The sequence below is a fragment of the Hymenobacter koreensis genome, from assembly GCF_039541855.1.
In the GTDB taxonomy this organism is placed as follows: domain Bacteria; phylum Bacteroidota; class Bacteroidia; order Cytophagales; family Hymenobacteraceae; genus Solirubrum; species Solirubrum koreensis.
On sequence record NZ_BAABHA010000010.1, the window covers coordinates 756,585 to 782,740 of the forward strand.

The 26,156-nt window shown below is 59.1% G+C and carries 23 protein-coding genes and 1 other RNA gene; 12 read left to right on the plus strand and 12 right to left on the minus strand.

Features of this window, described 5'->3' with window-relative positions; translation table 11 throughout:
• Positions 1-113: 113 nt before the first annotated feature.
• Positions 114-1,106 (plus strand): fasciclin domain-containing protein, encoded by a 993-nt coding sequence (locus ABD903_RS17270; protein WP_345226363.1) that lies wholly within the window; start codon positions 114-116, stop codon positions 1,104-1,106.
• A gap of 194 nt (positions 1,107-1,300) precedes the next feature.
• On the plus strand, positions 1,301-2,803 hold the full coding sequence (locus tag ABD903_RS17275) for an alpha/beta hydrolase family protein (protein WP_345226364.1): 1,503 nt from the start codon (positions 1,301-1,303) through the stop codon (positions 2,801-2,803).
• 21 nt (positions 2,804-2,824) lie between these two features.
• On the opposite strand, the gene ABD903_RS17280 is transcribed toward ABD903_RS17275, so the two are convergent.
• The 4 genes from ABD903_RS17280 to ABD903_RS17295 form a co-directional block, all read right to left on the minus strand.
• Positions 2,825-3,574, minus strand: a complete 750-nt coding sequence (locus ABD903_RS17280) for an EcsC family protein (protein ID WP_345226366.1) — start codon at positions 3,572-3,574, stop codon at positions 2,825-2,827.
• Positions 3,575-3,594: 20 nt separating this feature from the next.
• A complete protein-coding gene (locus ABD903_RS17285; RefSeq protein WP_345226368.1) occupies positions 3,595-4,314 on the minus strand; it encodes a hypothetical protein in 720 nt (239 codons plus the stop codon).
• A gap of 20 nt (positions 4,315-4,334) precedes the next feature.
• Positions 4,335-5,396, minus strand: a complete 1,062-nt coding sequence (locus ABD903_RS17290) for a Gfo/Idh/MocA family protein (protein ID WP_345226369.1) — start codon at positions 5,394-5,396, stop codon at positions 4,335-4,337.
• A 154-nt stretch (positions 5,397-5,550) separates the two neighbouring features.
• A complete protein-coding gene (locus ABD903_RS17295; protein ID WP_345226371.1) occupies positions 5,551-6,717 on the minus strand; it encodes a DegT/DnrJ/EryC1/StrS family aminotransferase in 1,167 nt (388 codons plus the stop codon).
• Between the two features lie 194 nt (positions 6,718-6,911).
• Here ABD903_RS17295 and ABD903_RS17300 point away from each other — a divergent pair, with 194 nt between their 5' ends.
• Entirely contained in the window at positions 6,912-7,826 is a 915-nt protein-coding gene (locus tag ABD903_RS17300; RefSeq protein ID WP_345226373.1) for a hypothetical protein, read from the plus strand.
• Between the two features lie 104 nt (positions 7,827-7,930).
• Here ABD903_RS17300 and ABD903_RS17305 read toward each other — a convergent pair whose 3' ends face one another.
• The 6 genes from ABD903_RS17305 to ffs form a co-directional block, all read right to left on the minus strand.
• Entirely contained in the window at positions 7,931-8,824 is an 894-nt protein-coding gene (locus ABD903_RS17305; protein ID WP_345226375.1) for a glycosyltransferase, read from the minus strand.
• 17 nt (positions 8,825-8,841) lie between these two features.
• Positions 8,842-9,207 (minus strand): hypothetical protein, encoded by a 366-nt coding sequence (locus ABD903_RS17310; protein WP_345226376.1) that lies wholly within the window; start codon positions 9,205-9,207, stop codon positions 8,842-8,844.
• A gap of 122 nt (positions 9,208-9,329) precedes the next feature.
• On the minus strand, positions 9,330-10,034 hold the full coding sequence (locus ABD903_RS17315; protein ID WP_345226378.1) for a cell division ATP-binding protein FtsE: 705 nt from the start codon (positions 10,032-10,034) through the stop codon (positions 9,330-9,332).
• Positions 10,035-10,143: 109 nt separating this feature from the next.
• A complete protein-coding gene (locus ABD903_RS17320; protein ID WP_345226379.1) occupies positions 10,144-10,347 on the minus strand; it encodes a fructose-6-phosphate aldolase in 204 nt (67 codons plus the stop codon).
• Positions 10,348-10,448: 101 nt separating this feature from the next.
• Positions 10,449-11,105 (minus strand): fructose-6-phosphate aldolase, encoded by a 657-nt coding sequence (gene fsa / locus ABD903_RS17325; RefSeq protein WP_345226380.1) that lies wholly within the window; start codon positions 11,103-11,105, stop codon positions 10,449-10,451.
• Between the two features lie 167 nt (positions 11,106-11,272).
• An RNA gene (gene ffs / locus ABD903_RS17330) (signal recognition particle sRNA small type) lies at positions 11,273-11,370 on the minus strand.
• Positions 11,371-11,571: 201 nt separating this feature from the next.
• On the opposite strand from ffs, the gene guaA reads away from it, so the two are divergent.
• Positions 11,572-13,104 (plus strand): glutamine-hydrolyzing GMP synthase, encoded by a 1,533-nt coding sequence (gene guaA, locus ABD903_RS17335; RefSeq protein WP_345226382.1) that lies wholly within the window; start codon positions 11,572-11,574, stop codon positions 13,102-13,104.
• Positions 13,105-13,204: 100 nt separating this feature from the next.
• On the opposite strand, the gene ABD903_RS17340 is transcribed toward guaA, so the two are convergent.
• Both ABD903_RS17340 and ABD903_RS17345 read right to left on the minus strand, forming a co-directional pair.
• Positions 13,205-13,525, minus strand: a complete 321-nt coding sequence (locus ABD903_RS17340; protein WP_345226383.1) for a hypothetical protein — start codon at positions 13,523-13,525, stop codon at positions 13,205-13,207.
• A 174-nt stretch (positions 13,526-13,699) separates the two neighbouring features.
• A complete protein-coding gene (locus tag ABD903_RS17345) occupies positions 13,700-15,670 on the minus strand; it encodes an ABC transporter substrate-binding protein (RefSeq protein ID WP_345226385.1) in 1,971 nt (656 codons plus the stop codon).
• Between the two features lie 289 nt (positions 15,671-15,959).
• Here ABD903_RS17345 and ABD903_RS17350 point away from each other — a divergent pair, with 289 nt between their 5' ends.
• The 8 genes from ABD903_RS17350 (at position 15,960) to dgt (ending at position 25,962) form a co-directional block, all read left to right on the plus strand.
• A complete protein-coding gene (locus ABD903_RS17350; protein ID WP_425555515.1) occupies positions 15,960-17,381 on the plus strand; it encodes an NADP-dependent isocitrate dehydrogenase in 1,422 nt (473 codons plus the stop codon).
• 198 nt (positions 17,382-17,579) lie between these two features.
• Positions 17,580-18,266 (plus strand): TetR/AcrR family transcriptional regulator, encoded by a 687-nt coding sequence (locus ABD903_RS17355; protein ID WP_345226388.1) that lies wholly within the window; start codon positions 17,580-17,582, stop codon positions 18,264-18,266.
• Between the two features lie 105 nt (positions 18,267-18,371).
• The gene (locus tag ABD903_RS17360; protein WP_345226390.1) at positions 18,372-20,111 is read left to right on the plus strand and encodes a peptidase domain-containing ABC transporter; all 1,740 of its coding nucleotides are present in this window, start codon (positions 18,372-18,374) and stop codon (positions 20,109-20,111) included.
• A 121-nt stretch (positions 20,112-20,232) separates the two neighbouring features.
• Positions 20,233-21,630 (plus strand): HlyD family secretion protein, encoded by a 1,398-nt coding sequence (locus ABD903_RS17365; protein ID WP_345226392.1) that lies wholly within the window; start codon positions 20,233-20,235, stop codon positions 21,628-21,630.
• Complete coding sequence (locus ABD903_RS17370) at positions 21,627-23,195, plus strand: TolC family protein (protein WP_345226393.1); 1,569 nt, start codon at positions 21,627-21,629, stop codon at positions 23,193-23,195. The genes ABD903_RS17365 and ABD903_RS17370 overlap by 4 nt, the downstream gene beginning before the upstream one ends.
• Positions 23,196-23,260: 65 nt before the next feature.
• A complete protein-coding gene (locus ABD903_RS17375; RefSeq protein WP_345226395.1) occupies positions 23,261-23,953 on the plus strand; it encodes a DUF1361 domain-containing protein in 693 nt (230 codons plus the stop codon).
• Between the two features lie 68 nt (positions 23,954-24,021).
• Positions 24,022-24,504, plus strand: coding sequence for a DUF6705 family protein (locus tag ABD903_RS17380; RefSeq protein WP_345226397.1), 483 nt, complete (start codon positions 24,022-24,024; stop codon positions 24,502-24,504).
• Between the two features lie 54 nt (positions 24,505-24,558).
• A complete protein-coding gene (gene dgt / locus ABD903_RS17385) occupies positions 24,559-25,962 on the plus strand; it encodes a dGTP triphosphohydrolase (RefSeq protein WP_345226398.1) in 1,404 nt (467 codons plus the stop codon).
• The last annotated feature ends 194 nt before the right edge of the window (positions 25,963-26,156 follow it).

Here is a 26,156-nt window from a genome sequence, read left to right on the forward strand (position 1 = left end):
TCGGGAATATTTTTCCCAAATAGACAAAATCCAGTTCTCCTGCGCGTTGCGTTTGTATGCCTACTCGCCGGTGAAGTCGTCTTACGCTGGTTCAACTTGTTGCCCCTTTGCTCATGCAAAAAACCCTACACCTTTGGTTTTCCGGCCTCACGGCCGCTCTTTTACTGCTTTCAGGCTGCGATAAAAAAGCGGATGCCGATCCGTCCATTGCCAGCGTGGCCGTGGCCAATCCCGATTTCAGCATGCTGGAAGACGCGGCCGTGCGCGGCGGCGTGGTGGGCGTACTGTCTAATAAAAATCCAAACGACCCCGAAGGCAACTTCACGGTTTTCGCCCCGACCAACGACGCCTTTGCCCGGCTCGGTTTGCGCACGGCTGCCGACCTGAATGCCCTGCAAACTCCATTTCTCACCACCACGCTGCAATACCACGTGAGCAACGGCTCGCGCCGCATCAGCACCCTGCCCGCTGGTACGGTTACGCCTTCGCTGCTTGGCATTACCCGGCGCATGGTGAGTCGCAACGGTAATTTGTACGTAAACGGGTCCCGCATACTACGCACCGACATTACCGCTGCAAACGGCACCATTCACGTGACCGATAAAGTAATGCTGGCCACCGGCGCCGACATTGTGCAGTCGGCGGTGGCCTTGAGCACCGCGCAGGTTTTCGTGAAGCCCGAGCTGACTTACCTTGTGGAAGCGGTGCTGTATTGCGAGTTAGCGGGGGCCCTTTCGGCCTCGCCGGGCAGCCCCCAACTCACGGTTTTCGCCCCCACCGACCAAGCCTTCCGCGACTTGTTGCGTCAACTGCTGGGAAGCGCCTCCACCTCACCGGCCGATATCCGCCGCCTGCCCAAAGACGTGGTTACCAAAGTTCTGCTGAATCATGTGGTGCCGGGCGGCCGCTTTACTTCTGAGCTGCCCGAAAACGCCACCGTGGCTTCGGCCGGCAGCACCCCCGTTCTGTTTGGAGCTTTCGATAACGGCGTGCTGCCCGTGCGCGGCGCCGGAAACGGTTCGGCCTCCGCTAACATCGTCATTCCCGACGTGCAGTGCACCAACGGTGTGGTTCACGTAATCGACCGCGTGCTGCTGCCCCAATAATGCCTTCGCGGCTGCAAACCCGGCGGAAACACGCTAGTATCCGCCGGGTTCAGCCCCGTTACTTTTCGCCCTTTTAGTTTTGCCCTTCACACACCTTACCAGGTAGCCCAGCTTGCACGCGTGGCGTTGCCTATTGCTGTTGCGTTATGTCAAATCGGTTTACCAACTCCTTCAGGAGCTGGCTTTTGTGTTTTATGATCTGCCTCCCGGGTCTGGCATTTGGGCAGGTGCGCCCCGCTGCCGTTCGAGTAACCCTGGAAGGTCAATGGAAAGGCCAATTGGCAGTACCGGGTGGTCGTTTGCCGTTAACCATTACCGTAACGGAGCTGGCCAACGGCACCCGTTTTGCCGTGCTCGATGTGCCCGCCCAACGCATTAGTCGGGCCCTGATGACGGTGGACGTAAAGAGCGACACCGTCATATTCGATACGCAGGAGCTCGGCTGCACCTACACCTGCCTACGCACGCCCGACGGCAAGCAGTTGGAGGGTCAGTGGAAACAACAGGGTTTTCAAACGGCTTTAACCTTGCAATTTGAGGCCCTTCCCGCTAGCCCACCCAAAAACTTTAAGTTTCCGCCGCCTTACCGGGTAGAGGAAGTGTCGTTCACCAACTCCCGCGACAACATTCGACTGAGCGGCACGCTCACCATTCCGCCCGGCGAAGGGCCTTTCCCGGCCGTGGTGCTGCTCTCTGATATGGGCCCGCACGACCGCGACGTGACCATGGGCGACTATAAAATGTTTGGGCTGCTGGCCGACTACCTTACCCGCCGCGGCGTGGCCGTACTCCGCACCGACGACCGCGGCGTGGGCCAATCGGGCGGTAGCGTGACGGCCGCCACCACCGCCGATTTAGTGAAGGACGCCCAAACGGCGCTGAGTTTTCTGCGTACCCGGCCGCTCATCGATTTTGGCCAGTTAGGTCTTATCGGGCACGGCGAAGGCGGTAATGTGGCGCTGCTGGTGGCTGCCCAGCCCCTACCGCCTGCTTTTGTCGTTGCCTTGGCCGCTTCCGGGGCTGCCGGCCGAGAAGTTTTGCTGCAGCAGCCCGCCGGCTTTCGGCCCGCCGGGGAAGCCGATACCGCCCAGGAAAACTACACGCGCCGCCAACTGAAAACCCAGCAGCAATTGGCGCTGAAAGTAGAAGAGCTGCGGGCGAAAGGAGCCAACGCCGCTCAAATTGAAACCTACCTCGCGCAACAGCAAATGCGCCAGCGGGCAGCCGACAAAAAACGCCAGGAAATCATTGTAAAGCAGCAGAAAACCTTGTTGGAAGTGGTCCGCCAAACCGCCGACAACGGGCAGGCGCAAGCTATTCTCACGAACATGATTGGCCAGTACAACCGCGACCTGCCGCCGGGTGCCGCGCAGTTACGCGCCAGCCAAATGACGTCGCCCTGGTACCGCTACTACCTGGACTTTAACCCACAGGCGGAGCTTGGCAAGGTTAACGCGGCTATACTGCTGCTGCACGGCACAGACGATACGCAAGTGAACGTATCGAATCTAGCTTTGCTTGAAAAGGGTCTGAAGGGCAACAAACGGGTGCGTAGCAGCCGCGTTGAAGGAATAAACCACCTGTTTCAGGCTCCCGTAACCCAGTGGCCTGTAATCAGTGGCGAACCGAAACCCATTTTCTCACCGCAGGTAGAGCAAGGCATCATTGCCTGGATTCGGACGCTGTTTAGCGAATAACCCTAATACCGCGGCTGGCAGCTAGTACTCCTGAACCGAACCCGGATTAGTTTCGGTGCCAAACCAACGCAAACGGTAGCAGTTCATGGCCGTGTCGCCGAGCTGCTCGATGAGTTTGTAGTTAGCTACAGCGCCCACGGCCGCCCCTATCACAGGCACCAGCTGAGCCATTTTGGCCAGGTCAATATAGTCGCGGTACTCTTGCTGAAAGGTGCGCCAATCGAACTCGTGCACATCGGTGGGTAGGGTTTGGCGGTACGTCTCCCAATCGGCTACGCGGCGGTACACGTCGTTGCGGGTGTGCTGGCTGCTGAAGGCCAGTTGAAAAACGTGCAGCAGGAACAGTCGCTCGGTGTAATCCTTCACGTCGTAACCGTAAAGAGCCGCGATGTCGAAGAGCAGTTTGAGCTTGATGCCGAGCAGCAGGGGAAAATCGGCGAGGCCAAGCAGGAAGCCGGCCGCACCGGTGGCCGCGCCTTCTACGGCGGCGGTGTTGCGGTAGTACCGAATGCGGGTGTGTACCGCTTCTTCACGTTCGGCTAACGGCAGGCCCAGGCGCGGCTGGCCGGTGGTGTGCGTCGAGCCAAACAGCACCCCGCGCACCATTTGCTTGATAGCGGCCGTGAGGGCCAGGTGTACCCGCTCGGGCAGCAGCGCGTTCAGACGTGTTTGCAGATGGCGCGTGAAACGATTCAGCTGCGAAGGACGCCGCTGCATCTTCTGCTGCCAGGCACGCAATTCGTCGTGGGCTTGCTGGTCGGTGGAGTGCATGGGCCGAGATTTAACGAAATCTATATCCAATCAAAGTCGATTTCTGATAGTTGTACGTTAGGGAACGTGTATTTTATCACAAGTTCTTGTTTAGTTATCTTCTTATCTTCCGGATCTATAATTGACGCCAACATAAGTTTAATATGACGAATACGATCCATATTATGTTTACTTAGATAGCCTCTAGTATTATAAATCGTGTATCGAAGTGCAATTGATCCGGCTTCTAAAACACCACTATTGAAATGCTCGACCTCATTTACTGCCTGAACGAATTTCCACAATCCTAGAAAAATGCGCTGGACATCGCGTAAACTAATGCTTTTCAATTCTGCTTCAATTTCTTCATTATATAATTTTTGATTTTCAAATACTTGCAATAAGTCAGAGTGAAGAATAGTATAATGCTCGCTATAACGGAGATTTACAAAATCCCCTTTCTCAAAATCCTGTACTGCATATGTTATTCCCAATGCTCTATACAATGACTCCAATTGCTTGAAACGATAGTATCGCGGCGGATTGCTTTTGAGATTTTCAGCTGACCAATTATTATGGTTTGGCTCCATTGCTTTCAATTCCAGAAACATATCGATAAAATCCAGTGCACTATAAATCCTACTCGGCTCCGATACATCACTTTCATGTTGTTCAATAACGGCTTCCACAGTTTCCTTTTCTTTACTTGACTCATTTCCCTTAGAGCTTCGGATGCCCCACGAGAAAATATTATTCAGCATACTTTTTATTGCATGGAACATCACAGGCTGCCCTTAGATTTCAAGCTGTACACCCGCTCAATAATCTCCACCACCTTCATGCCTTCCAGCGCATTGGTGGTAGCGTAACCGCGTTTTTGCACCGTATCCACCACGTTTTCTATCACCTGCACGTGGTTGGCCGCCGAGCCCTGGTAGGGTCCGTAGTCATTGGCAGGGTTGGTAGGAGCCAGTTCGGGTAGCTGGTAATCTTGCACATGGCAGTACTCCACCTTATCCATGTATTGGCCGGCAATACGCAGACTGCCGTGTTCGGCCACCACGGTAAGGGAGCTTTCGAGGTTCCGGTCCCACACGCTGGTGCTGTATTGCAGCGTACCCGCGCCGCCGCGCAACAAATCGAAGGTGACGAGGCCGGAGTCCTCGAAATCGGTTAGCTGCTGGTGGTTGAAGTCGAAGAAGCGGGCCTGAATGTTCTGGATGTCGCCAAATACCCAATACAGCAAGTCCACGAAGTGACTGAACTGGGTGAAAAGCGTGCCGCCGTCTTCGCTGCTCCGCCCTTTCCAGGAAGGTCCGCCGCGGTAGTAGCGCGCGTCGCGGTTCCAGAAACAATTGATTTGCACAAGGTAAATCTGGCCCAGCCGGCCGGAATCAACCAGCTGCTTCAACCATTGCGAAGGCGGCGAGTAGCGGTTCTGCATCACCCCAAACACCAGCCGGCCGGTTTGCAGCGCCACGTGAATCAGGTCTTCGGCGTCGCGCTTGCGCAGTGCAATGGGCTTTTCCACCACTACATGTAGGCCGTGGCGCAACCCGCGAATGGCCTGCGGAGCGTGTAAATGGTTGGGCGTGGCCACCGTCAATACATCGGCCGCGGCAGGGCTGTAGGTCGTTGCGGAAGCCAGGTAATCGTCGAGCGAGGCGAAGAACGCTACGCCGGGAAACTCTACTGCCAGCTCCGCTTGCAGCTCGGAGCGCACGTCGATGAGGGCCACAAGGCGGGCACCAGTGTGGCGCGAAACCAAAGCCGCATGGCGGCGGCCAATGTGGCCCACGCCGCAAATGGCAAAACGGACGTCGGGAAGATGGGGGTCAGACAAAACAGTCGGCATTCAGAAGCCCTTACAGATGCCGCAAGCTGCGCAAAAAAGTACGATAACGGCGGCACCGAATAGCAAATTATGCCGTGTGGCAGCTTTGGGCACCGCCGTAGCTCCGATGGCAAACGCTCAAGCCGCAGCCACTCGGCACTTGCTAAGCCACGCCCGTAGCCCCGCCCATAAATGCTAGGATAACCTCAGCTATACGGTCAATCTGGTCGGCCACCAGGCCCGGGTGTATGGGCAACGACAACACCGTACCGCACAACTGCTCGGCTACTGGAAACTGCCCTTCGCGGTAGCCCAAATACCGGTATGCGGGTTGAGTGTGCACCGGCAGCGGGTAGTACACCACTGATGGAATACCGTGCTGCTGCAAGTGTTGCTGCAAGGCGTCGCGGACTGCAGTGGAGCCCAGCGTGATGGTGTATTGGTGAAAAACGTGGGTACTGCCGGGCTGACGAGTTGGAATACGCAGCCCCGGCACGTTGGCGAGGGCCGCGTCGTAACGGGCAGCGGCTTGCTGGCGCGCTTCGGTCCAGTTAGTGAGGTGGCGCAGCTTTACGCGCAGCAGCGCCGCTTGCAGGGTATCGAGGCGGGAGTTCAGGCCGATGCGCTGGTGCAGGTACTTTTTGCCGCGCGGCTGACCATGATTCGCCAGCTCGTGGAGCTGGGCAGCACGGGCCTCGGAACGGGTGAATAGGGCGCCGCCGTCGCCCATGGCACCCAGGTTTTTAGACGGAAAGAACGACGTAGTTCCCACCTCCCCCACGGTGCCGGCGTGCTGTATTGAACCGTCGGAAAATTGCCAAGTGGCGCCTATGGCCTGGGCGTTGTCTTCGATAAGGGCCAGCTGGTGCTGATCGGCTAAGGTCTTCAAGGCCGTGAGGTCGGCGCACTGCCCGTATAAATGCACCGCCATAATGGCCCGAGTACGCGGGGTAATGGCGGCGGCGGCAGCGGCGGGGTCGAGGGTAAACGTGTGCGGGTCAACGTCAGCCATAACCGGCTTCAGGCCCAGAATGGCGGCGGCTTCGGCGGTGGCCACGTAGGTAAAAGCCGGCACAATTACCTCGTCGCCGGGCTGCAGGTCGAGGGCCATGAGGGCCAGCTGCAGGGCATCGGTACCGTTTGCGCAGGGCACCACGTGGGTGCCCCCCAGGTACAGCCCGAGCTCCTGCGCGAAAAGCTGCACATCGGGCCCTTGAATGAACGCGCCTTCTTGCAGCACCCGCTGCAGGGCAGCATCTAGCTCGGGCTGAATGGCGGCGTGCTGGGCAGGCAGGTCGAGCAAACGAATGGGTAAGGCGGGAACGGACACGAATGACGTAATAAAGGAGCCTTAAAGATAGAATGCGGCGGGTTTGCAACGTGATTTCCGGCGGCTTCCGGTGGCCAAAACGCGTGGCTTGATTGCACACATTCGCAACCCGCTATGTGTGCCCTGCGTTAATTCGGCCAAACCCTCCGTCGCTTGCCGCTCGGAGAATCCTTCCCACTGAAGCCTTACCGACCATGTTTAAGAACGCACTTACCACCAAAGCCCTGGCCCTGCTGCTGCTAGGCGGCGGACTGGCCTTTACCCAAACCAGCTGTAATAACGCCGACCGCCAGGAAGCCGCTGCCGAAACCAACGATGCGTACAGCGACTTCCGCACGTTTGTTGACAACACCGAGGCCAGCGCCCAAAACGTGGGCAACAAAACCCAGGAAGAATGGGACCAGGAAACCAACCAGCTGAAAGCGGATTACGACGCCAAAGTGGCCGCTGCCGAAGCCGACATGAGCACCTGGGACGATGCCCGCAAGCAGGAGTATGATCAGCTGAAGACCCGTTACACCACCGCCTACGATGCCCGCGAAGCCGCTTACCGCAGCAGCATGAGTGCCGGTGGCATGGGCGCTTCGGGTACTCCCGCCAAGCTGGGCAAGTACTACCAGCCCACTTCGCCCACGCCGTCGGCGGGGCTTACCGCTGCTAACGCCCGCCAGACCTATGAGAACTTCATTAAAATGGTGCAGCAGAACGAGAACCGCTACGACATCGACGACTGGCGCAACGTGAATGCCGAATGGCGCGCCCTCGACGAAGCCTACGACCGCGTGAAAGGCGACATTCCGGCCAAAGACCTGGCTGAAATTCAGAAGGAGAAGCTCAAGTACGCCGCCTTTAAATCGTACGATAAAACCGAAGCCCGCGTAGCCCAGGGTGCTGATGCTGCCCAGCGCGGCGCCAACGAAATAGATGCGGAAACCCAGGATGAGCGTTCCAAAGTAGGCCAAGCCGCTTCTAACACAGCTTCCGATGTGAAAGACGCCGGAAAATCGGTAGGCCAGAAAATTGGCAACGCTGCCCAGAAAGTGGGCGAGAAAACCAAGGAGGGCTACAAAGAAGTGAAGTCGGAGGTAAAGAACACCGACAACGACTAAGCTCCGTCTTCCACCGTTATGGTGGACCATTCTAAACGAAAGCCCTTCGACTGTTCGGTTGAGGGGCTTTCGTTTGCTTTGTGGCTATTGGTGTCGCTCGGGGCCTACCGCCACTCTTGCAACAGCCAATGCAATTTGAGGGCGTCGAAGACGCGCAGACTGGGTTGAGCTGAAAGCAGATTGTGCTGGAGTTGGGCAGCTGTGGCAGCCAAACCGGTTCTGGCCAACCGCAGAAGTCCGAGTTTGCGCAGCCGCTCCGCCGTTTGCACCAGCTTGGTATCGGCCCCCAGGCCCTCAGTTCGGTAAAGCACGGCTAGGTTGCGCACCGCATCGTGCGACTTCTGCAGGAACACCGGAGCTGGATCTAGCCCATCGTGGCGCACGGGGTTATCGAGGTGGCGCACCGGCACGGCCGCTTCGCGCAGGCACCACCCAAACTTTGTATCCTCGTGGCCATACCGCGTCAGGCTTTCGTCGAGGCCAAAGCGGCGAAACACCTCGGTCCGAATAAGCAGGTTGTTTATGGTTAGCTGCCCGTACGGGGCCTGCTGCCGTAGGGCGGCGGTGCGGGCTTCGCGGTGGCGGCCGTAATGCCAGCGCAGGTACAGCGCGGGGTCGGCGGGCGGGGCGGCGGCGTAACACGTACCGCCCACGAGCACCGGCGCCGCAGTTAAGGCGGCGGCGTAGCGGGCCAGGAAATGAGTGTCGGGCAGGTTGCTGTCGTTATCGAGCAGCAGCAACCAGGGGTTTTGAGCCTGCGCCACCAAGCGGTTACGCACGGCCGCGCGGCCCATGTTGGTCGGCAGTTCCTCGTAACGCACGTGAGGCAATGCGGCGAGCAAACGGTTTTGCTCCCGAAACGTGGAGGAACCGTCGTCGAGCAGCAGTACTTCCGCCGGACCGGGCCAAGCGGGCAGTTGCGCCAGCAGTTGCTGCACCAGCTCGCGCACGTCGCGGTTGAACACCGGAATCACTACGGAAAGGCCCTGCGACGACACGAGCTGCGCGGTTAAAATTAGTGGGCGGTATCGGGTGGAACAGGACCAAGCTTCTCCAAAGAGTCGAGCTCCCTCAGGATTGTTGAGCCTAGAATCTCGCCTCTGGAAGCTCCTTTCTGAAGAAGCTGCCGCATCAACTGGCGCGTATCGGGGTCGATGTCGAGCCAGCGGTTTCGCTCAGTCCCGTACGCGTTTTCCCAAGCGTAAAAGGAGTTCAGGTAAGCGGGGCCATACTGGTATCGGTTAGCCATCAGCATATGCCAGAATACTTGTTCTGGCGGGCTGTAGTCCAGCAACGCTGTACTCAGTTGGTGGTAAGCTTCCACGTCGCCGTGGTAAACGCCTGCCTGCAGTTGCTCCCAAGACCGAGTAGGCTGATTCATGGGGCTTGCGGCGGCTAATGCACGCTGTTCCCACCATTGATAACCCGCAAGCGTTGCAGCCCCAAGAAGACCAGCAAATGCATATTTGCCAATGGCGGCCAGCCTTTTTAGATCCGGCACTGCTATACGCCTTTGAAGCGCAGCTCTTCGCTGCCAATGAAGCTCACATGGCCGTTTTCGCAACGCAGCACCCGCTTGGGGTAGCGCCGAATAAGCTCGTAGTTATGCGTGGCCATGAGCACGGCGGTACCCGCGTTGTTGATTTCCATAAACAGCCGCATGATGCCGTCGGTCACGTCGGGGTCGAGGTTGCCGGTGGGCTCGTCGGCCAGCAGCAACAGCGGCTCGTTGAGCAAGGCGCGGGCAATAACCACGCGTTGCTGCTCGCCACCCGAGAGCTGGTGCGGCATTTTGCCGGCCACGCCGCTCAAGCCCACGCGCATGAGCACGTCCTGCACCCGGTTTTTCATCTTCGACTTGTCGCGCCAGCCCGTGGCCTGCAGCACAAACAGCAGGTTTTGGGCCACGGTGCGGTCGTAGAGCAACTGGAAATCTTGGAACACAATGCCCAGCTTGCGGCGCAGGTAAGGCACTTTATCGGTAGAGAGCTTGCGCAGCGGGTAGCCTACTACTGAGCCCATGCCTTCGGGCAAAGGCAAATCGGCGTACAGGGTTTTCAGCAATGAGCTTTTACCCGAGCCCGTGCGGCCTACTAGGTACACAAACTCGCCCTTGCCCACCGAAAACGACACGTTTTGCAAGACGGTGTTTACGTCCTGCATAATGTAGGCATCGCGCAGCTCAATAACGGCAGTGGCGGTATCCATAGCGGTGATATAACGTGTTTACCCTTGCAGCGTAACGTGCGGGGAAATGAGCGGCCCAAAACAGACTGTTCCGCCCATAATCAGTGCGTATTTCGGGTGCCAGTACCGCTTAAACCTCAAGCGGCTGCAACTTGCCGAACTCCAGCTGCTCGATAACTGCGGCTAACTCGATTTCCTTGCCTTCCAGGCCGTAGCGGTGTAAGTCCTTGAGCGGACGGTCGGCGCGGAAGTAGGCAATGAGCACAAAGTCCTTGTCGCGGAGCTGGATGTAGTCCGGAATTTTGGCTTTGCCTTTGACTTTAATGATGTACATCGGCGAGGGTCTGAATGTTGAGTGCTGAATGCCGAAACTGCGTCTGTTGTTTCTACCAACAGCAACAATTTCGGCATTCAGCACTCAAAATGCAGCAATTGCTAGGCGTTTACCTTTTTGTGGTCGGCCAGGAACGTGGCCAGGCCCTTATCGGTAAGCGGGTGGTTGAGCAAACCGGTAATCACGTTCAGCGGGCAGGTCACCACATCGGCGCCAATTTCGGCACACTGAATGAGGTGCGGCACGTGGCGTACCGAGGCGGCCAGAACCTGCGTGGGGTAGCCGTAGTTGCTGTAAATGTCCACAATCTGCTGAATCAGCTGCAGGCCGTCGTGCCCGATGTCATCCAAACGACCCACAAACGGCGACACGTACGTGGCCCCGGCTTTGGCGGCCAGCAGGGCCTGCCCGGCGGTGAATACCAGTGTGCAGTTGGTTTTGATGCCTTTTTCCGAGAAGTACTTGATGGCCTTCACACCGTCGCGGGTCATGGGCACTTTCACCACGATGTTGGGGTGCAGCTCGGCCAGGGCTTCGCCTTCGGTTACCATCTCCTCGAAATCCACGGCAATAACCTCGGCCGACACGTCGCCGTCCACGATTTCGCAGATCTGGCGGTAGTGGGCCATTACTGCGTCGGTTCCCCGTATGCCTTCCTTGGCCATCAGCGAGGGGTTGGTGGTTACACCGTCGAGCACACCCAGCTCCACGGCTTCCTGAATGTCCTTCAGGTTGGCGGTGTCAATGAAAAATTTCATCCGGAAGAAAACGCTTTAGAATCGAAAACTGCCCCAAAGCTAAGCAAAGGATTTGGGGCAATGCACGGAAGTTACAGGCGTTGGCCGGGCAGCATGGCGCCGCGCCGCATCGGTATCGAAACCGATAGGCCCGCCACAGGCAGCACGAAGCGCTGGGGCTGGGGCAAAAAAAAGCGAACCAGTATCGCACCGCTTCAACCACCTACCCTTGCTACCTTCCGGTCCTGGGGGAGTTCAGCGGGAGCTGGTCGTACTGATTCGCCGCTGCAAAGATACGCAGAGAATCGGAAGCAGCGCAAGGTGTGAGCCAACAACGCCGAGAAAACCCGTTTTTCCGGCCTGCCCGGGAGCTTATCCCTTGGCTAACAGGGCGCATGAAAATTTAGCTGGCGGAAAAATGTTACGGGAACATTACCAGTTGCCGCAGCCATTTGCACGGCAAGGTGCTCCTGCCCTACCTTTGCCCATGCCTCAACAGATTCTGATTCTAGATTTTGGGTCGCAGTACACCCAGCTGATAGCGCGGCGCATCCGCGAGCTGAACGTCTTCTGCGAAATCCACCCGTATAACCACGCCCCGGCCCTCACTGAGGACATCCGGGGCGTTGTGCTTTCGGGCTCGCCGTGTTCCGTGCGCGACCCCGAAGCACCCAACCCCGACCTCTCACAGTACCTGGGCCGCGTGCCAGTGCTGGGCGTGTGCTACGGCGCGCAGCTGCTGGCCCAGCAGGGCGGCGGCGAGGTGCTGCCGGCTACTATTCGGGAATACGGCCGGGCCCGCCTGCACCACCTCGACCAGCAAAGTCCGCTTTTGCAGGGCGTGAGCGTCGATTCGCAGGTGTGGATGTCGCACGGCGATACTATCAAGGCGCTGCCCGCCGGCTATAATGTAATTGCTAGCACGCCGGAAGTGGAAGTGGCGGCTTATAAGATAGAAGACCAGCCCACGTACGGTATTCAGTTTCACCCCGAGGTAACGCACTCCACGCAGGGCAAGCAGCTGCTGCGCAACTTCGTGGTGGATATTTGCCAGTGCGACCAGTCCTGGACACCCGAGCACTTCGTGGACGGCATGGTGGCCTCGTTGCAACGCACCATCGGCGAAACCGACCAGGTTATCCTGGGCCTCTCAGGCGGCGTGGATTCTTCGGTGGCGGCGTTGCTGCTGCACCGCGCCATTGGGCCGCGCCTGCACGGCATATTTGTAAACAATGGCCTGCTGCGCAAAGAGGAGTTCGAGAGCGTGCTCCACTCCTACCAAGGCCTCGGGCTGAACGTAACCGGTGTGGACGCCGCCCAGGAGTTCTACGCCGCGCTGGCCGGCATTTCCGACCCCGAGTTGAAGCGCAAAGCCATTGGCCGCACCTTTATAGAGGTGTTCGACCGCGAAGCCCACAAGGTGGAAGGCGCCGCGTGGCTGGCTCAGGGCACCATTTACCCCGATGTTATCGAGTCGGTATCGGTAAAGGGCCCGGCCGTGACCATCAAAAGCCACCACAACGTGGGCGGCTTGCCCGAGCACATGAAACTGAAGGTGGTAGAGCCCTTGCGCATGTTGTTCAAGGACGAAGTGCGCGAAGTGGGCGCTACACTGGGTCTGCCCGAAAACATTTTGCACCGGCACCCGTTCCCAGGCCCCGGCTTGGGCATCCGGATTCTGGGCGACGTTACGCCCGAGAAGGTTGACCTGCTGCAACGCGCCGACGCCGTGTTCATCGATGCTCTGCGCCAGCACGGGCTGTACGATAAGGTTTGGCAGGCCGGCTCCATGCTGCTGCCGGTGCAAAGCGTAGGCGTAATGGGCGACGAACGCACTTACGAACGCGTGGTGGCCCTGCGCGCCGTGACCAGCGTGGATGGCATGACCGCTGACTGGGCCCACCTGCCTTACGAGTTCCTGGCCGAGGTTTCCAACAAAATCATCAACCAGGTGCGCGGCATTAACCGCGTGGTGTACGATATCAGCTCCAAGCCACCCGCAACCATTGAGTGGGAATAATCAGGCAGACTTCTGCCGAACAAGCAAAACGCTGCGCCGGAGTTCCGGCGCAGCGTTTTGCTTGTTCGGGCTGGGTTGGCTCAGTTGATCGTGTTAAAGTTTACCCTTTCAGCAGTTCTTCTGCTTCCAAAAACAAAGCCGTGCAATCCAGCAGCTCAAGCAGTTGGCTTAACTCGGAGAAAGTAAAAACCAGGGCCAAGCGCTCGGCGGAAGAACGCACGGCTATGCATCGGGCCTCCGGATCAAGGTTTACGGCCGCCGCGTGGATGGAGTAAGCCTCGCTGATACGCGACCTGAAATCGGCCAACTCGGGCGGCGTAAGTGCCAACCCTACCGTACCGAAACACAGGTGGACAAAGCCAGCCGCCCGGGGGCAGCGGGCCGTGTAACCAAAGGGGTTATGGTGCAGCAGCTTTGCCATTGTTCATCAGTTATGACAGCTCTGCAAAGGTATTGGCAACAAATTGCGCGGCAATAATTATTTAGAATAATTTTAAATAAGCTTAATCACGTCTGCTGATAAGAACTCTTTATGCCAACAGCCCAGACAATGCCCGGGCTGTTGCTTCCTATTACTGCCGGGCGGAAACTGGTTTTACCGGCTCCCCACTGGGTTCTGTACTTCAATTTCCAGGCGCTCTAGCTTGGTGATGGGCACGTACTGGTTGTCGTGGGCTTGGTTGGGGTAACCTATTCCCTGAAACAACATGCCTGAAACCGGGCCGGAGTTTGCCAGCGCCTGTTGGAAACCGGGGCCGTTTTGGTGCAACTGGGTGCCGAAATAATAAAGCAGCTCGAAACCGGTGAAGGCAAACACCGAAGGCGGCAGGTTTTGCCGCTGCGTGTACAACTGCCGGAAGCGTCGCACACTCGCTAGTGAACCATCGATGTACTTGGGATGAACGAAAAAGACCTCCCGCTGGTCCAGCTGCCCCAGGCTCACGCTGGGGTTTTCGAGCCAGGAAGCGTAGGTGAGCAACGGCACCCGCAGGCCTTGGGCGTTGAGGGCATTGAGCGTGGCCGGCCCGGCTTTCTTGGAATCGGATGCCACCACTACGTGCCCGGCGCTTTTTACGTCGTACCCGCCAAAGGCTGAGCCGAGCGCGTCGGGCACTTCGGAATCGACGCGACGCAGGGCCAGTACCTTGCCACCCAAGGTTTCGTATGCGGTTTTGTAAGCTTGCCCAAAAGCCGTTTCATCCCGTGAGTCCTCGTGTATTACTACCGCGGGGCCACCCCCAAACGCACGGTAGGCAAACTCAGCGGCTTGCCGACCCTGCGTGCTGGAGCTGGGTTCGAACAGGTAATGCCAATGGTTATCGAGCACCAGGTCGCCATCCTGCGACAAGGGGTTAACGGTCACAATCTGCTTTTCCCGTGCGAAACGGGCCAGAATCTTGCTCCCGCTTTTGTATACCGGGCCCACAATCAAATCCATGCCGGCCAACTCGGGCTGCAACAGCAGTTGCTTGAGCTTAAGAGTATCGGCGCCGGTATCGTAAGCGAAGAGGTTTAGCTGCCGGCCTTCGCGCTGGAGCGAGTCCTGGGCCAGCTTCATACCGGCGTACAAGTCGTTCACGAATTGCAGGCGCCGGCGCGTTTCCCAGCTGGGGTCGTCAAACTCAAAGGGCAGCAAAATGGCCACGTTGTAGCTGCTCTTCTTGGCCGCCTGGGGACGTGGGGTGTAGCGCGTTCGGTCCAGGCCGAACTGCGTTACTACCTGGTCGAGTTGCGCCTTATCGGATTCGGTATACAGGCCACCGAAAACGAGCTGCTCGGCATAGCTGCGGGCCAGAACGGTATCCTGGGAGTTGCGCCGAAGCAAGTTTTGCCACAAGGCTTTGTCGCGCAACCGGGCCAAGTAACTGGCTTTCATGGCAGCTTTTTGCTTGCGCAATTGCGGCGTGGTTACCTGCTGCAGCACGCGCAGGGCGTTATCGGTGTCGCCTTGCTCAAACGACACTTGCCCCTGCAGAAACATGGCTTCGTGTACGCCGGGCCACTGGGGGTACTCGGTGCGCAGCAGGTTCAGCATCTGCTCGGCTTCTGCCCACTTTTTGGCCCGCGTGGCCGCCACGGCATACAAATAGGCGGCTTCGGGGGCTTTGCTGAATTTGGCGGCGGGCGCCGTTAAGGGCTGCAGCTCCTGCATGGCCAGGTCGTAGCGGGCTTGGTCGATGAGCGTTTTGCCGTTGCGGTAACGTGTGTCGGGGTCTTGCGAGCCAAGCCCGGCGGGCAAAGGCGGAACCGATTTAGTGGCCGGTTTGGCTACGGGCGCACTACCTGCCGACTTGCTGGCAGCCCCCGAAGCCCCTGGCGCGGCGGTTGTTTTAACCCCTGTCCCCGCAGTGGGCGTGGTACCGGCCGGTTTGCCGACCGAAGGCGCTGCCGTTTTTGTAGCAGCGGGTGTAGGTTTGGCAGACGTACCGGTGGCGGGCTTGGCAGAAGTGGCAGGAGTTGTTTTAGCGGGCGTGGTGGACTTGCTGGTTGCTGGCTTTGGCTGTTGGGCCAATGCAGGCGACAACTGAAAGAGCACCGCAAAAACAAACGGCAGGAAGGACCGCATAGAAGAAAGAGGTCAGCAGAAGGGACAAACGAGGCAGCCACGTGGCAACCCGGTGCTCAAAGGTACGCAGCCCAAGCGGGCATCGATGCGAGGAACATGCCGGCACTTTTTTATTTGATAGTAAAACTATCAATCAAGGAAGCATGTATATATTTGCGCTGAACCTAACCTCTTTCTTCTTATGCAGGCACTTGCACACGACCTTGCTTCAGTTGTTACGTCCCCCACGGTGGTGCCCGTTCCGGTTCCCATTACGGTAGCGGCCGGCGACGGAATTGGCCCGGAAATCATGGCGCAGGTACTGCGCATTTTGAATGCCGCCGGTGCGTCTGTGGTACCTGAATTTATTGAAGTTGGAGAGCAAGTGTACCGCGCCGGGTATACGGCCGGTATTCATCCTGCGGCCTGGGCTTCGCTGCACCACACGCGGGTGCTGCTGAAAGGGCCCATTACCACGCCTCAAGGTGGTGGTTACAAAAGCCTGAACGTGACCCTGCGGAAGTCACTGGGCCTGTATGCCAACGTGCGGCCGTGCCGCTCGCTGTACCCGGCCGTTACTTCCCTTCACCCGCAGCTGGACGTGGTTATTATCCGCGAAAACGAAGAAGACCTGTATGCCGGCATCGAGCATCAGCAGACCCCCGATGTGGTGCAATGCCTGAAGCTAGTGACGCGCACCGGTTGCGAGCGAATCGTGCGCTACGCCTTTGAATACGCCCGCCGCCACGGCCGCCGCAAGGTGACATGCATGACCAAAGACAACATCATGAAGCTCACCGACGGGCTTTTCCACCGTGTGTTCGACGAGATAGGCCGTGAATACCCCGAGCTGACACAAGAGCACCAGATCATCGACATTGGCACGGCGAGACTGGCCACCAAGCCCGAGCGCTACGATGTGGTGGTGACGCTAAACCTCTACGGCGACATAATCTCCGACGTAGTAGCCGAGCTGACGGGCTCGGTAGGGCTGGCTGGCTCGGCCAACATCGGCCGCGACTGCGCCATGTTCGAAGCCATTCACGGCTCGGCGCCCGACATTGCCGGGCAGGGCATTGCCAATCCCTCGGGCCTGTTGCAGGCGGCGGTACTCATGCTTCAGCACCTGAGCCAGCACGAGGCCGCTACCAAGATCCAGAACGCCTGGCTGCGCACCCTGGAAGACGGCTTGCACCCCGCCGATATTTACCGTGCGGGCCACAGCGTAGAGAAAGTAAGTACCGCTGGTTTTGCCGACGCCGTCATTGCCCGCTTAGGTTTAGAACCTACGCAGCTACCCGCGCTAGCCGTTCCTGCCTCACAAGCATCAGCCGAGGCTCCTGCCCTGGCCGAACCGCGCCCACGCCCCAAGCAAGAACTGGTGGGCACCGACATTTTTCTGTGCTGGGAAGGCGGCACACCCGATGAACTGGGCGCTCTGCTTACCGAGTTAGCCACACCATCGGCACTCCAGCTGAAGATTATTACCAACCGCGGAGTAAAGGTGTACCCGGAGGGCCAGCCCGAAACCTTTTGCACCGACCACTGGCGCTGCCGCTTTGTGGCCCAAGGTCCTTTGCCTGAAGGCAGCACCGGCTACCGCACGGTTTTCTTCCCCGATGTACTGACTTTGCAACAACACCTCACTACTGCGGGTTTACAGATAATCAAAACTGAAAACCTGTACGTATTCGATGACCAGCGCGGCTTCTCACTGGGCCAGGGCGAGTAATTTTACCGGCACGCCATGGCTCACCTTCACCGTGTAGCGCCGCACCCCAGCCCCAGCTAACGGGAAACGGGGTGAGGCGCACATAGTGCCCGCATTAGCGGTTGCGGGCAACTTGCGAGACACTTTTACCGCCCTTTGTATGTCCTGTAGGCATGCTGCCCACAGCCTCACCCCTTCCCCTTCGCCTCCTTCCCCCAAATGTTCACCACCCTACGTCCCGAACTAAACGAGAAGCTCTACCTGCGCGACCCGCAGGAAACCGACCTCGGCCGCAAAATCATTGCCGAGAGCGTACGGCTCATCGATGAAATGGGCTTCGAGCACTTCACGTTCAAGAAACTGGCCAACCAGATTGGCTCTACCGAAGCGTCGCTCTACCGCTACTTCGAAAACAAGCACCGTTTGCTGGTGTACCTGGTGTCGTGGCACTGGGCGTGGCTGCGGTTCCAGATTCGGTTTCACACCCACAACGTGGTAGACCCCGCAGGCCGCTTGCGCCTGATCCTGAGCATTATTACCCGCGCCCACCACGACTACGCCGCCACCACCGACCTCGACGAGGCCGCCCTTTACCGTATTGTGGTGGCTGAGGCGTCTAAAACCTACCTCACCCGCGAAGTAGACGAGGTAAACCGCGACGGTTTTTACCGCGAATACAAGAACCTGGCGGCCGACATTGTGGCGGTGGTGCTGGAAATAAACCCCGAGTTCAAGTACCCGCATGCGTTGGTTAGCACGCTGCTGGAAGGGGCCCGCAAGCAGCTGTTTTTTGCCCAGCACTTGCCTTCCCTCACCGACCTGACCGATCCTTTGCACGCGGAAACCAGCATCCTGTATTTCCTCGACCACCTGGCATTTTCAGCGCTGGGCTGTCCCGAACGCTAAATTTTCGTCTACCGCCGACACCGGTAGCAGTCGGTGGCACTAAACGGCCGTGCCGTAGCACCGTCCCTTTTTCATCCGCCTACATTTTAGTACTGCATTTCGAACATGGCCGACGCCGCTTCACCTTCCTCTCTCACACCGGGCCAGCGCCTTTGGCGGCTGCTGGGGGCCGAGCGCCGCGACATTACCTACCTCTACGTGTATGCGGCGCTGGCAGGCTTTATCAACCTTTCCCTGCCGCTGGGCGTGCAAAGTGTTATTGGCTTCGTTTCGAGTGGGGCCGTAAGTACGTCGCTGGTTGTGCTCATCGGCTTTATTGTACTGGGCACGCTGGTGGTTGGCTCGCTGCAGGTGATGCAAGCCTATTTGGTGGAATTTATTCAGCGGCGCCTGTTTGCCCGCGTTGCTTTCGACTTTGCCTTGCGCCTGCCGCGCGTGCGCACCGAGTCGTTGGGCGGGCAATACCTGCCCGAGCTCATGAACCGCTTGCTGGATGCCCCCACCCTGCAAAAAGGCATGGCCACGCTGTTGCTGGAGTTTACCGCCGCCGGCCTGCAGATCTTGTTCGGGCTGATCCTGCTCTCGTTTTATCACCCCATATTCATTGCCTTTGGGGTGCTGCTGGCCTTCCTGCTCTTCATGCTGCTGCGCGTTACCTGGCGCAAGGGCCTGAGCACCAGCCTCACCGAATCGAAGTACAAATACCGGGTGGTGGCCTGGCTGGAAGACGTAGCCCGTACGGTCCACACGTTCCGGCTGGGGCCGCGCCAGCGTCTCGTGTACAGCCGCACCGACGATTTGGTGGAAGGCTACCTATCGGCTCGGCAGTCGCACTTCCGGGTGCTGCTCACCCAGTACTTTGGTTTCGTGGCCTTTAAAACGCTGATTACCGCTGCCTTGCTAATCATTGGCTGCTGGCTGCTCATCAACAAGCAAATCAACATCGGGCAGTTTGTGGCGGCCGAAATCGTAATCATCCTTACCATTAACGCCGTTGAGAAAGTACTGCTGAAGCTCGACGTGTTTTACGACGCTTTAACGTCCATCGACAAGCTGGGTCATGTACTCGACCTTCCCCTGGTGCCCGATCAAGTCGGTTCGGGCCTTGCGCTACCCCAGAACGCTGCGGGCTTAACCGTGGAAATGCGAACGGTAGAGTTCCACTACCCCGACGGCGGCAACCCCGCTTTAATTGATGTGAACCTGCAACTGCGACCAGGTGAGCACGTTGGCCTGGCGGGTTACGATGGTTCGGGTAAAACCACGCTGCTCCGTATTTTGGCCGGTTTGCTGCAAGACTACACCGGCGTTATTGCCTTCGACGGAGTGTCGCAACGCGACTTGTCGCCGGCGGCTATGGCGGCCGCCGTGGGCGAGAATATTTCGCACCAACACCTTTTCACGGGCACCGTGCTCGAAAACCTGACCCTCGATCAGGCCGAAATAACTCCTGCCGACGTAACCTGGGCCTTGTCCCTGGTGGGTTTGCGCGACTACTTTTTTGCCTATCCGCAAGGCCTGGCCACCCCCCTGGGAGCCGGGGTACCCCTCCCCGACCACGTGCGGCAGAAGCTCTTGCTGGCCCGTGCTTTGGCCCGCCGGCCGCGGCTGTTGTTGCTCGATCATTTTCTGCCGGGCGTAGAACCCGCCGAGCGGCAGCGCATTCTGGTGAATTTGCTAGCCCCCGATAAGCCCTGGACGGTGGTTATTGGCTCAAACGACCCGCGCGTTCTGGCTTTATGCCCCCGTACCACGCTCCTGCGCGACGGCCAGATAGTAGCCGATGGCCCCTATACCAGCGTGTCTCAGCAGCCTGAGCTTCGTGAGTTGTTAGGGCAGCCCTAAATACAGAACCGGTGAGCTACCGTTTCAGCTGACCGACTTCCCACCCGAAAATTTTTGCTCGTTTCGCAGCCGCGCATGCGCCTCATGTCGTGAACAGCACGACCGAAAATCATCTTGAATCATGCCCTTTGCTGAGCATCCCTTCCACGAAACCCACCCGCTGGCCGGTCGTTTCCGCTCCTTTAACCAAGTGCAAACGCCCAGCGCCGGCCGCACGCTGGCGCGCTGGTGCGCGGGTTTGGGCCTGTTAGTGCTGATAGCCGGCTTTTTGCCCTGGACCCAAAACATCCGTTCCACCGGCACGCTCACCACATTACGCCCCCAGGACCGCCCCCAAACCGTGCCCAGCACCATTGCCGGCCGCATTGAGCGGTGGCGCGTGAGCGAAGGCCAGTTGGTACAGAAAGGCGACACGCTGGTAGAAATAGCCGAAATAAAGGACAAGTACTTCGACCCGGAACTGCTGCTGCGCACCCGCGAGCAGCTGGCCGCCAAGGAAGGCTCCCTGCGCGAAAACGTGGCCAAAGGCCAGGCACTGGAAAGCCAGCAAGCGGCCCTGCGCACAGGTTTGCAGGTGAGTTTGAACAAAGCCCGTAACAAAGTGCGCCAGTCCCAGCTCAAAGTACAGTCCGACTCGGCTGAGCTGGTGGCCGTGCGGGCCGATTACGCCATTGCCCAGGCCCAGCTGGGGCGTCAGCAAAAGCTGTACGACCAGGGTTTGAAGTCGTTGACGGAGCTGGAAAGCCGGCGCCTGAAGTTTCAGGAGTCCACGGCAAAGCTGCAATCGGTGGAAAACAAGTTCAACGGCAGCCGCCAGGAGCTGCTCAACGCCCGTCTGGAGCTCAGCTCCCTGGATGCAGAATACCAGGACAAACTGTCCAAGAGCGAATCGGACCGTCGCGGCACGCTGGCTTACCAGTACGACACGGAAGGCCAGATTTCCAAAATGCGTAACGAGTACGCTAACCTGAGCATTCGGGCGGGCTTTTACCGCATTACGGCCCCACAGGACGGTTACGTGGTGCGGGCCCTGAAAGCGGGCTTGGGAGAAATGGTGAAGGAAGGCGAATCCATTGTAACGGTAATGCCCGACAAGCCGCAGCTGGCCGCCGAGCTGTACGTGCAGCCCATGGATATACCGCTGCTGGCCGTGGGCCGCAAAGTGCGCCTGCAGTTCGACGGCTGGCCCGCCCTCGTGTTTTCGGGCTGGCCCGGTACCAGCTTCGGTACATTCGGCGGTGTGGTGGCCGTTATCGACAACCTCGACAGCCAGGGCCGCTACCGCATTCTGGTAACTCCCGACCCCGCCGATGAAGCTTGGCCCAAGCCCCTGCGCGTGGGTTCCGGCGTGTACGGCTGGGCCCTGCTCGACGATGTGCCCATTTGGTACGAACTCTGGCGTCAGCTAAACGGCTTCCCGCCCAACTTTGCCGACGCCGACAAAGGCGGGGACGAGAAGTCGGGCAAGGCCAAAAGCAAAAAAGACAACGCCACCAATCCCGACGAGACCGAGTTATGAGTAACCCGTTAAGCCTGTTGCGGCTGCGCCGCCTGGTAGCACCGGGTTTGCTCCTGTTGGTGCTGACAACGGGTACCAGCGTGGCTCAGATTCCGCTGCGCACGCCCGCCAAAGTGGCACCGCCGGGCCTAAGCACTTACGCTTCCGCTACTGAACCCGTGGAAGAGGCTGAGCAAACGGTACAGGCTCCCCAGGACAGCATCTTTGCCCTGGCCGACTTGCTGACCATGGTAGCCGAAACCCACCCCGTGGCCCGGCAGGCCGCTTTGCAGCCCGAACGGGCCCGCCAGGAGGTACGCCAAGCCCGCGGCCTGCTCGACCCCTTGGCCTCCAGCAAGTTTTACCGCAAGGAGTTCGGCGGCAAGGATTATTGGAATATCTGGGACAACACCTTGCGCGTGCCTACCTGGTTCGGGCCCGACGTGAAGCTGGGCTATGAGCGTAACGTGGGTCCGCGCATCAGCGAGCAGGATGCCACGCCTCTGGAAGGCTTGAGTTACGTGGGCTTGTCGCTGCCGCTGGGCCAAGGACTGCTGATTGACGAGCGCCGCGCCGCCGTCCGGCAGGCGCAGGCTTTGGTGGGTTTGGCCGAAGCCGAGCGCCTCGCGGCCCTCAACAAGCTGCTGTTTGCCGCCGCCAAAGACTACTGGACCTGGACGCTTACATACGAGCGGCGTCAGCTTTACCAAACTAACTACCGCTTGGCCGAGGTGCGCTACAGCGCCGTACGCCAGCGGGTTCTTCAGGGCGACCTGGCCGCCATCGATTCGGTGGAGGCCTTAACCGAACTGCAAAACCGCCGGGCACAGCTGCTGCAAGGCGAAGTGGAATGGCAAAACGCCACCCTGCTACTCAGCAACTACCTCTGGGATGCCCAGCAACGCCCGCGTGAGCTGCCGCCGCAGTTTAGGCCGCAGCCGCTGCCCGTGGCCGCGGCGTGGGCGGCCACTCCCGCGCAGCCACTGGAAACCCTGGTGGACCAGGCGCGCCAGCAGCACCCGGATTTACTCAAGGCCCGCGCTAAAATCGGTCAGCTGGAAGTAGAGCGGCGGTTGGCGCAAAACAAGCTGCTGCCCAAGCTCAACGTCGATTACAACCTGCTGCTTACCGGCCGGCCCCTCAGCTCAGAAATGACGTACGGACCGGCTCCGGTGTACCAGAACAATTACAAGCTGGGGGTGAGCTTTGCCTACCCCTTGTTACTGCGCCAGGAACGCAGCAAGCTCCAGGTAACTCAGCTGAAGTTGCGCGAAACCAACCTGGGTCTTGAGCAAACCACCCGCGAGGTAGCCACCACCCTGCGCGCCACGGCCAACGACCAGCGGGCCTTCAGCGAACAGCTGGTAGTGCAGCAGCAGGTGGTGCAGAACGCTCAGCGCCTGCGCGAAGGCGAGCAAATCAGGTTTGAGAACGGGGAAAGCTCCGTGTTCCTGCTCAACTCCCGGGAAGCTTCTTTGCTTTCGGCCCGGTTAAAACTGGCCGAGCTGCAGGCCAAGTATGCGCAAACCGTGGCCGCCCTGGGCTTCGCGGCGGGTCAGGCCCCGATAAATGTTTCGCTGCCCTAATGCTGGGCGCATACTGCAAGACGAGGTTAGAGCGTTAGTTGCCGCGCTTTAACCCGTGTCAAGCTATGCTTTCCTCTGCCGCCCATACGCTGCTCCGCCAGCGGTTCAACCTGCTGGTTCTTCTCGGCGCTTCCCTGACTTTGTGCACCGTACTGGTGGTGTTTCGGGTATTTCTTACCTACCAGATAACGTTCGTGTTCCTGCTCTGGAACCTGTTTCTGGCCGTGGTGCCGTTTGGGCTGAGTTTGATGCTGGGCATGGTTTCAGCATCGGCCCGGCAGCGCCTGCTGGTCCCGGTGGGGGCGGTATGGCTGCTGTTTTTTCCGAACGCGCCCTACATTCTTACCGACTTGTTTCACCTGCACCCGCGGCCCGGCATGCCGTATTGGTACGATCTGGCCTTGCTGCTCACCGCGGCCTGGACCGGCCTTATGCTGGCCTACGCGTCGTTGCTGGATATGCAACGGTATGTGCACGAACGGCTGGGCAGCGCGCTGAGCTGGGCTTTTACGGTGCTGGCACTGGGCTTAAGCGGCTTTGGCGTGTACCTCGGCCGGTACCTGCGCTGGAACAGCTGGGACATTGTAACCAACCCGCTGGGCCTTGCTTACGACATCCTCGACCGCGTGCTGAACCCGTTCAGCCACCCCCGCACCTGGGGCGTTACGCTCCTGTTTGGTGTCTTCCTGTTGCTGGGTTATCTTACGGTACGGCAGCTCGGCCGTTTAACCCAAAGCCCCATCGAACCATTACGTTAGCCGCCTTGTCTGGCAGAAGTTACCCGCTGACGTCTTGCGTCTGACACACCTTTCCCCGCCTTCCCCGCATGTCCTTTTTTCCCCTGCTACTTGGGCTGATTCTGCCCCTGTACCCCTTCGTCGATTCCGGCCCGGCACCCGCCCCCACCAATCCATACGTGGGCGTGTGGGAGTTCCGCACCGACTCAACTTTGTTTCGGGTTCAGCTGCGCGAGAAACGCAAGTTCGAAATGCCCGACAAAAGGGTTACCGATGTGGTGATGGGCAGCTACAGCTTTAGCCGCAAGGGCCAGGTGGTGGAAGAAACCTTTTCCGATAAAAACCGCTACCTCGCGCCGTTTGGCATGCTGAAACCGGGCTATGAAACGAGGCTGTCCATGGTTTTTCAGGACCAGCTGGGCCAAAACCACTGCCGCCTTGTGTTGCAGCCCAAACCCGAGCAGCCCGATGTGCTGGTTTGGACGCGGGAGTATTTTCTGGAAAACAAGCCTGGTGGTGGCAAGGCACGCTTTTCCCTGCCCGCCACTTTTGAGTTGGTGCGCGCCAAATAAACCCGCTGGCTGGGCGAAGCAGCGGGTGGGCCAGATTCGTATCTTGCCCGCCGCATGCGCATCTCCCCTTCCCTCGCCCCCATGACCTGGGCCCGGCTCCTGAGCCGCCGCCGCTACCCCGAGCAGCCCCAGCTTCACGTGGTTTCCGATGCTCCGCCCGTGCGCGGCGCGTTCGTGCAAGACTACGACCGCGTGGTATTCAGCTCGGCTTTCCGGCGTTTGCAGCGCAAAACGCAGGTCATGCCGCTGCCCGAAACGGACTTTGTGCATACCCGCCTCACCCACTCACTGGAAACGGCTTGCGTAGGCCGTTCGTTGGGGCGGTTGAGCGGCCGACTGCTCATGGAAGCCGACGACGAGCTGGCCCAGCAGCTGCCCTACTTCGATGCCGACTGCGGCGACATTGTAGCCGCTGCCTGCCTGGCCCACGACATCGGCAACCCGCCCTTCGGCCATTCCGGCGAAGACGCTATTTCCGCTTATTTCCAAAGCGCTGCCGCCGAGCCCTTCGTGCGCGTGCTCAGCCCCGCCCAACGCGCCGATTTACAGCGCTTCGAGGGCAACGCGGCGGGCTTCCGGGTCCTTACGCACACGTATGCGGCTCACAGCAGCGGCACGGCTGGCTTGGGCCTCACGTACGCCACCTTGGGCGCCTTCAGCAAATACCCCAAGCCGTCGGTAGTCGATGAAGACGATAAAACGGGGGGAATCAGCGAAAAGAAATTCGGCTATTTCCAAACCGAATCCGCCCGCTTCCGGCACGTAGCCGAGGATTTAGGCCTGCTGCCCAAGGGTAACCCGGCGGATGGCTTTTACCACCGCCATCCGCTGGCTTTGCTGGTAGAAGCCGCCGACGACCTGTGTTACCGCATCATCGACTTCGAGGACGGCCTCAAGCTGGGCCTCATCGACCACAAAGAAGGACTTAGCCTGCTCCGGCAAATGCTGGCCGACGACCCCGACCGCCCCCGCAGTGTGCAGTGGCTGGACTGGCGCGAGGAGTTGGGCTACATCCGGGCCCGTCTAATCGGCAAGCTGGTGGCTGAAACCGCCGCCCTGTTCGCCAGCCACGCGCCCGCCATTCTGCGCGGCGAGTACGACGCCCCGCTCATCAAGGAACTGAGCTGCTGGCACGAGTTGCAGCAAGTGCAGATGCTGTCGGTGGAGCTGCTGTACCGCAGCCGCCCCGTACTGCAAATCGAAGCCGCCGGTTTCGAGGTGCTGGCCGGTTTGCTCGACGCGTTTCTGCACGCCACCTTCGACTCAACCGCCAGCCCGCGGGCCCGCAAGTTGCAGGAGCTCATTCCGGCGCAGTTCCGTGCCGTGGGCCCGCAAGCCGGCGCCACCGCCTTCGAGCAAATCATCCTGCTCACCGATTACGTAGGCTCCCTCACCGACCAGAACGCCCTCAGCCTGTTCCGCACCATTCGCGGCATCGATCTACCGAAAGGGTTTTAGGCGCTTGGAGGCATGATAAACACTAGTAAATCACCCACTATTCGCTTGATCGTTCTGTCACTTACTGCTATTATTCTACTTCTGTATTGGCACAAGTTGACGAGTCTTTTAATTGATTTTGCTCCAATACACGGCATGGCCTTCAAAGGCCTCATATTTTACAAGCAATCAATATTTCTAGCTTACTCAGGGGT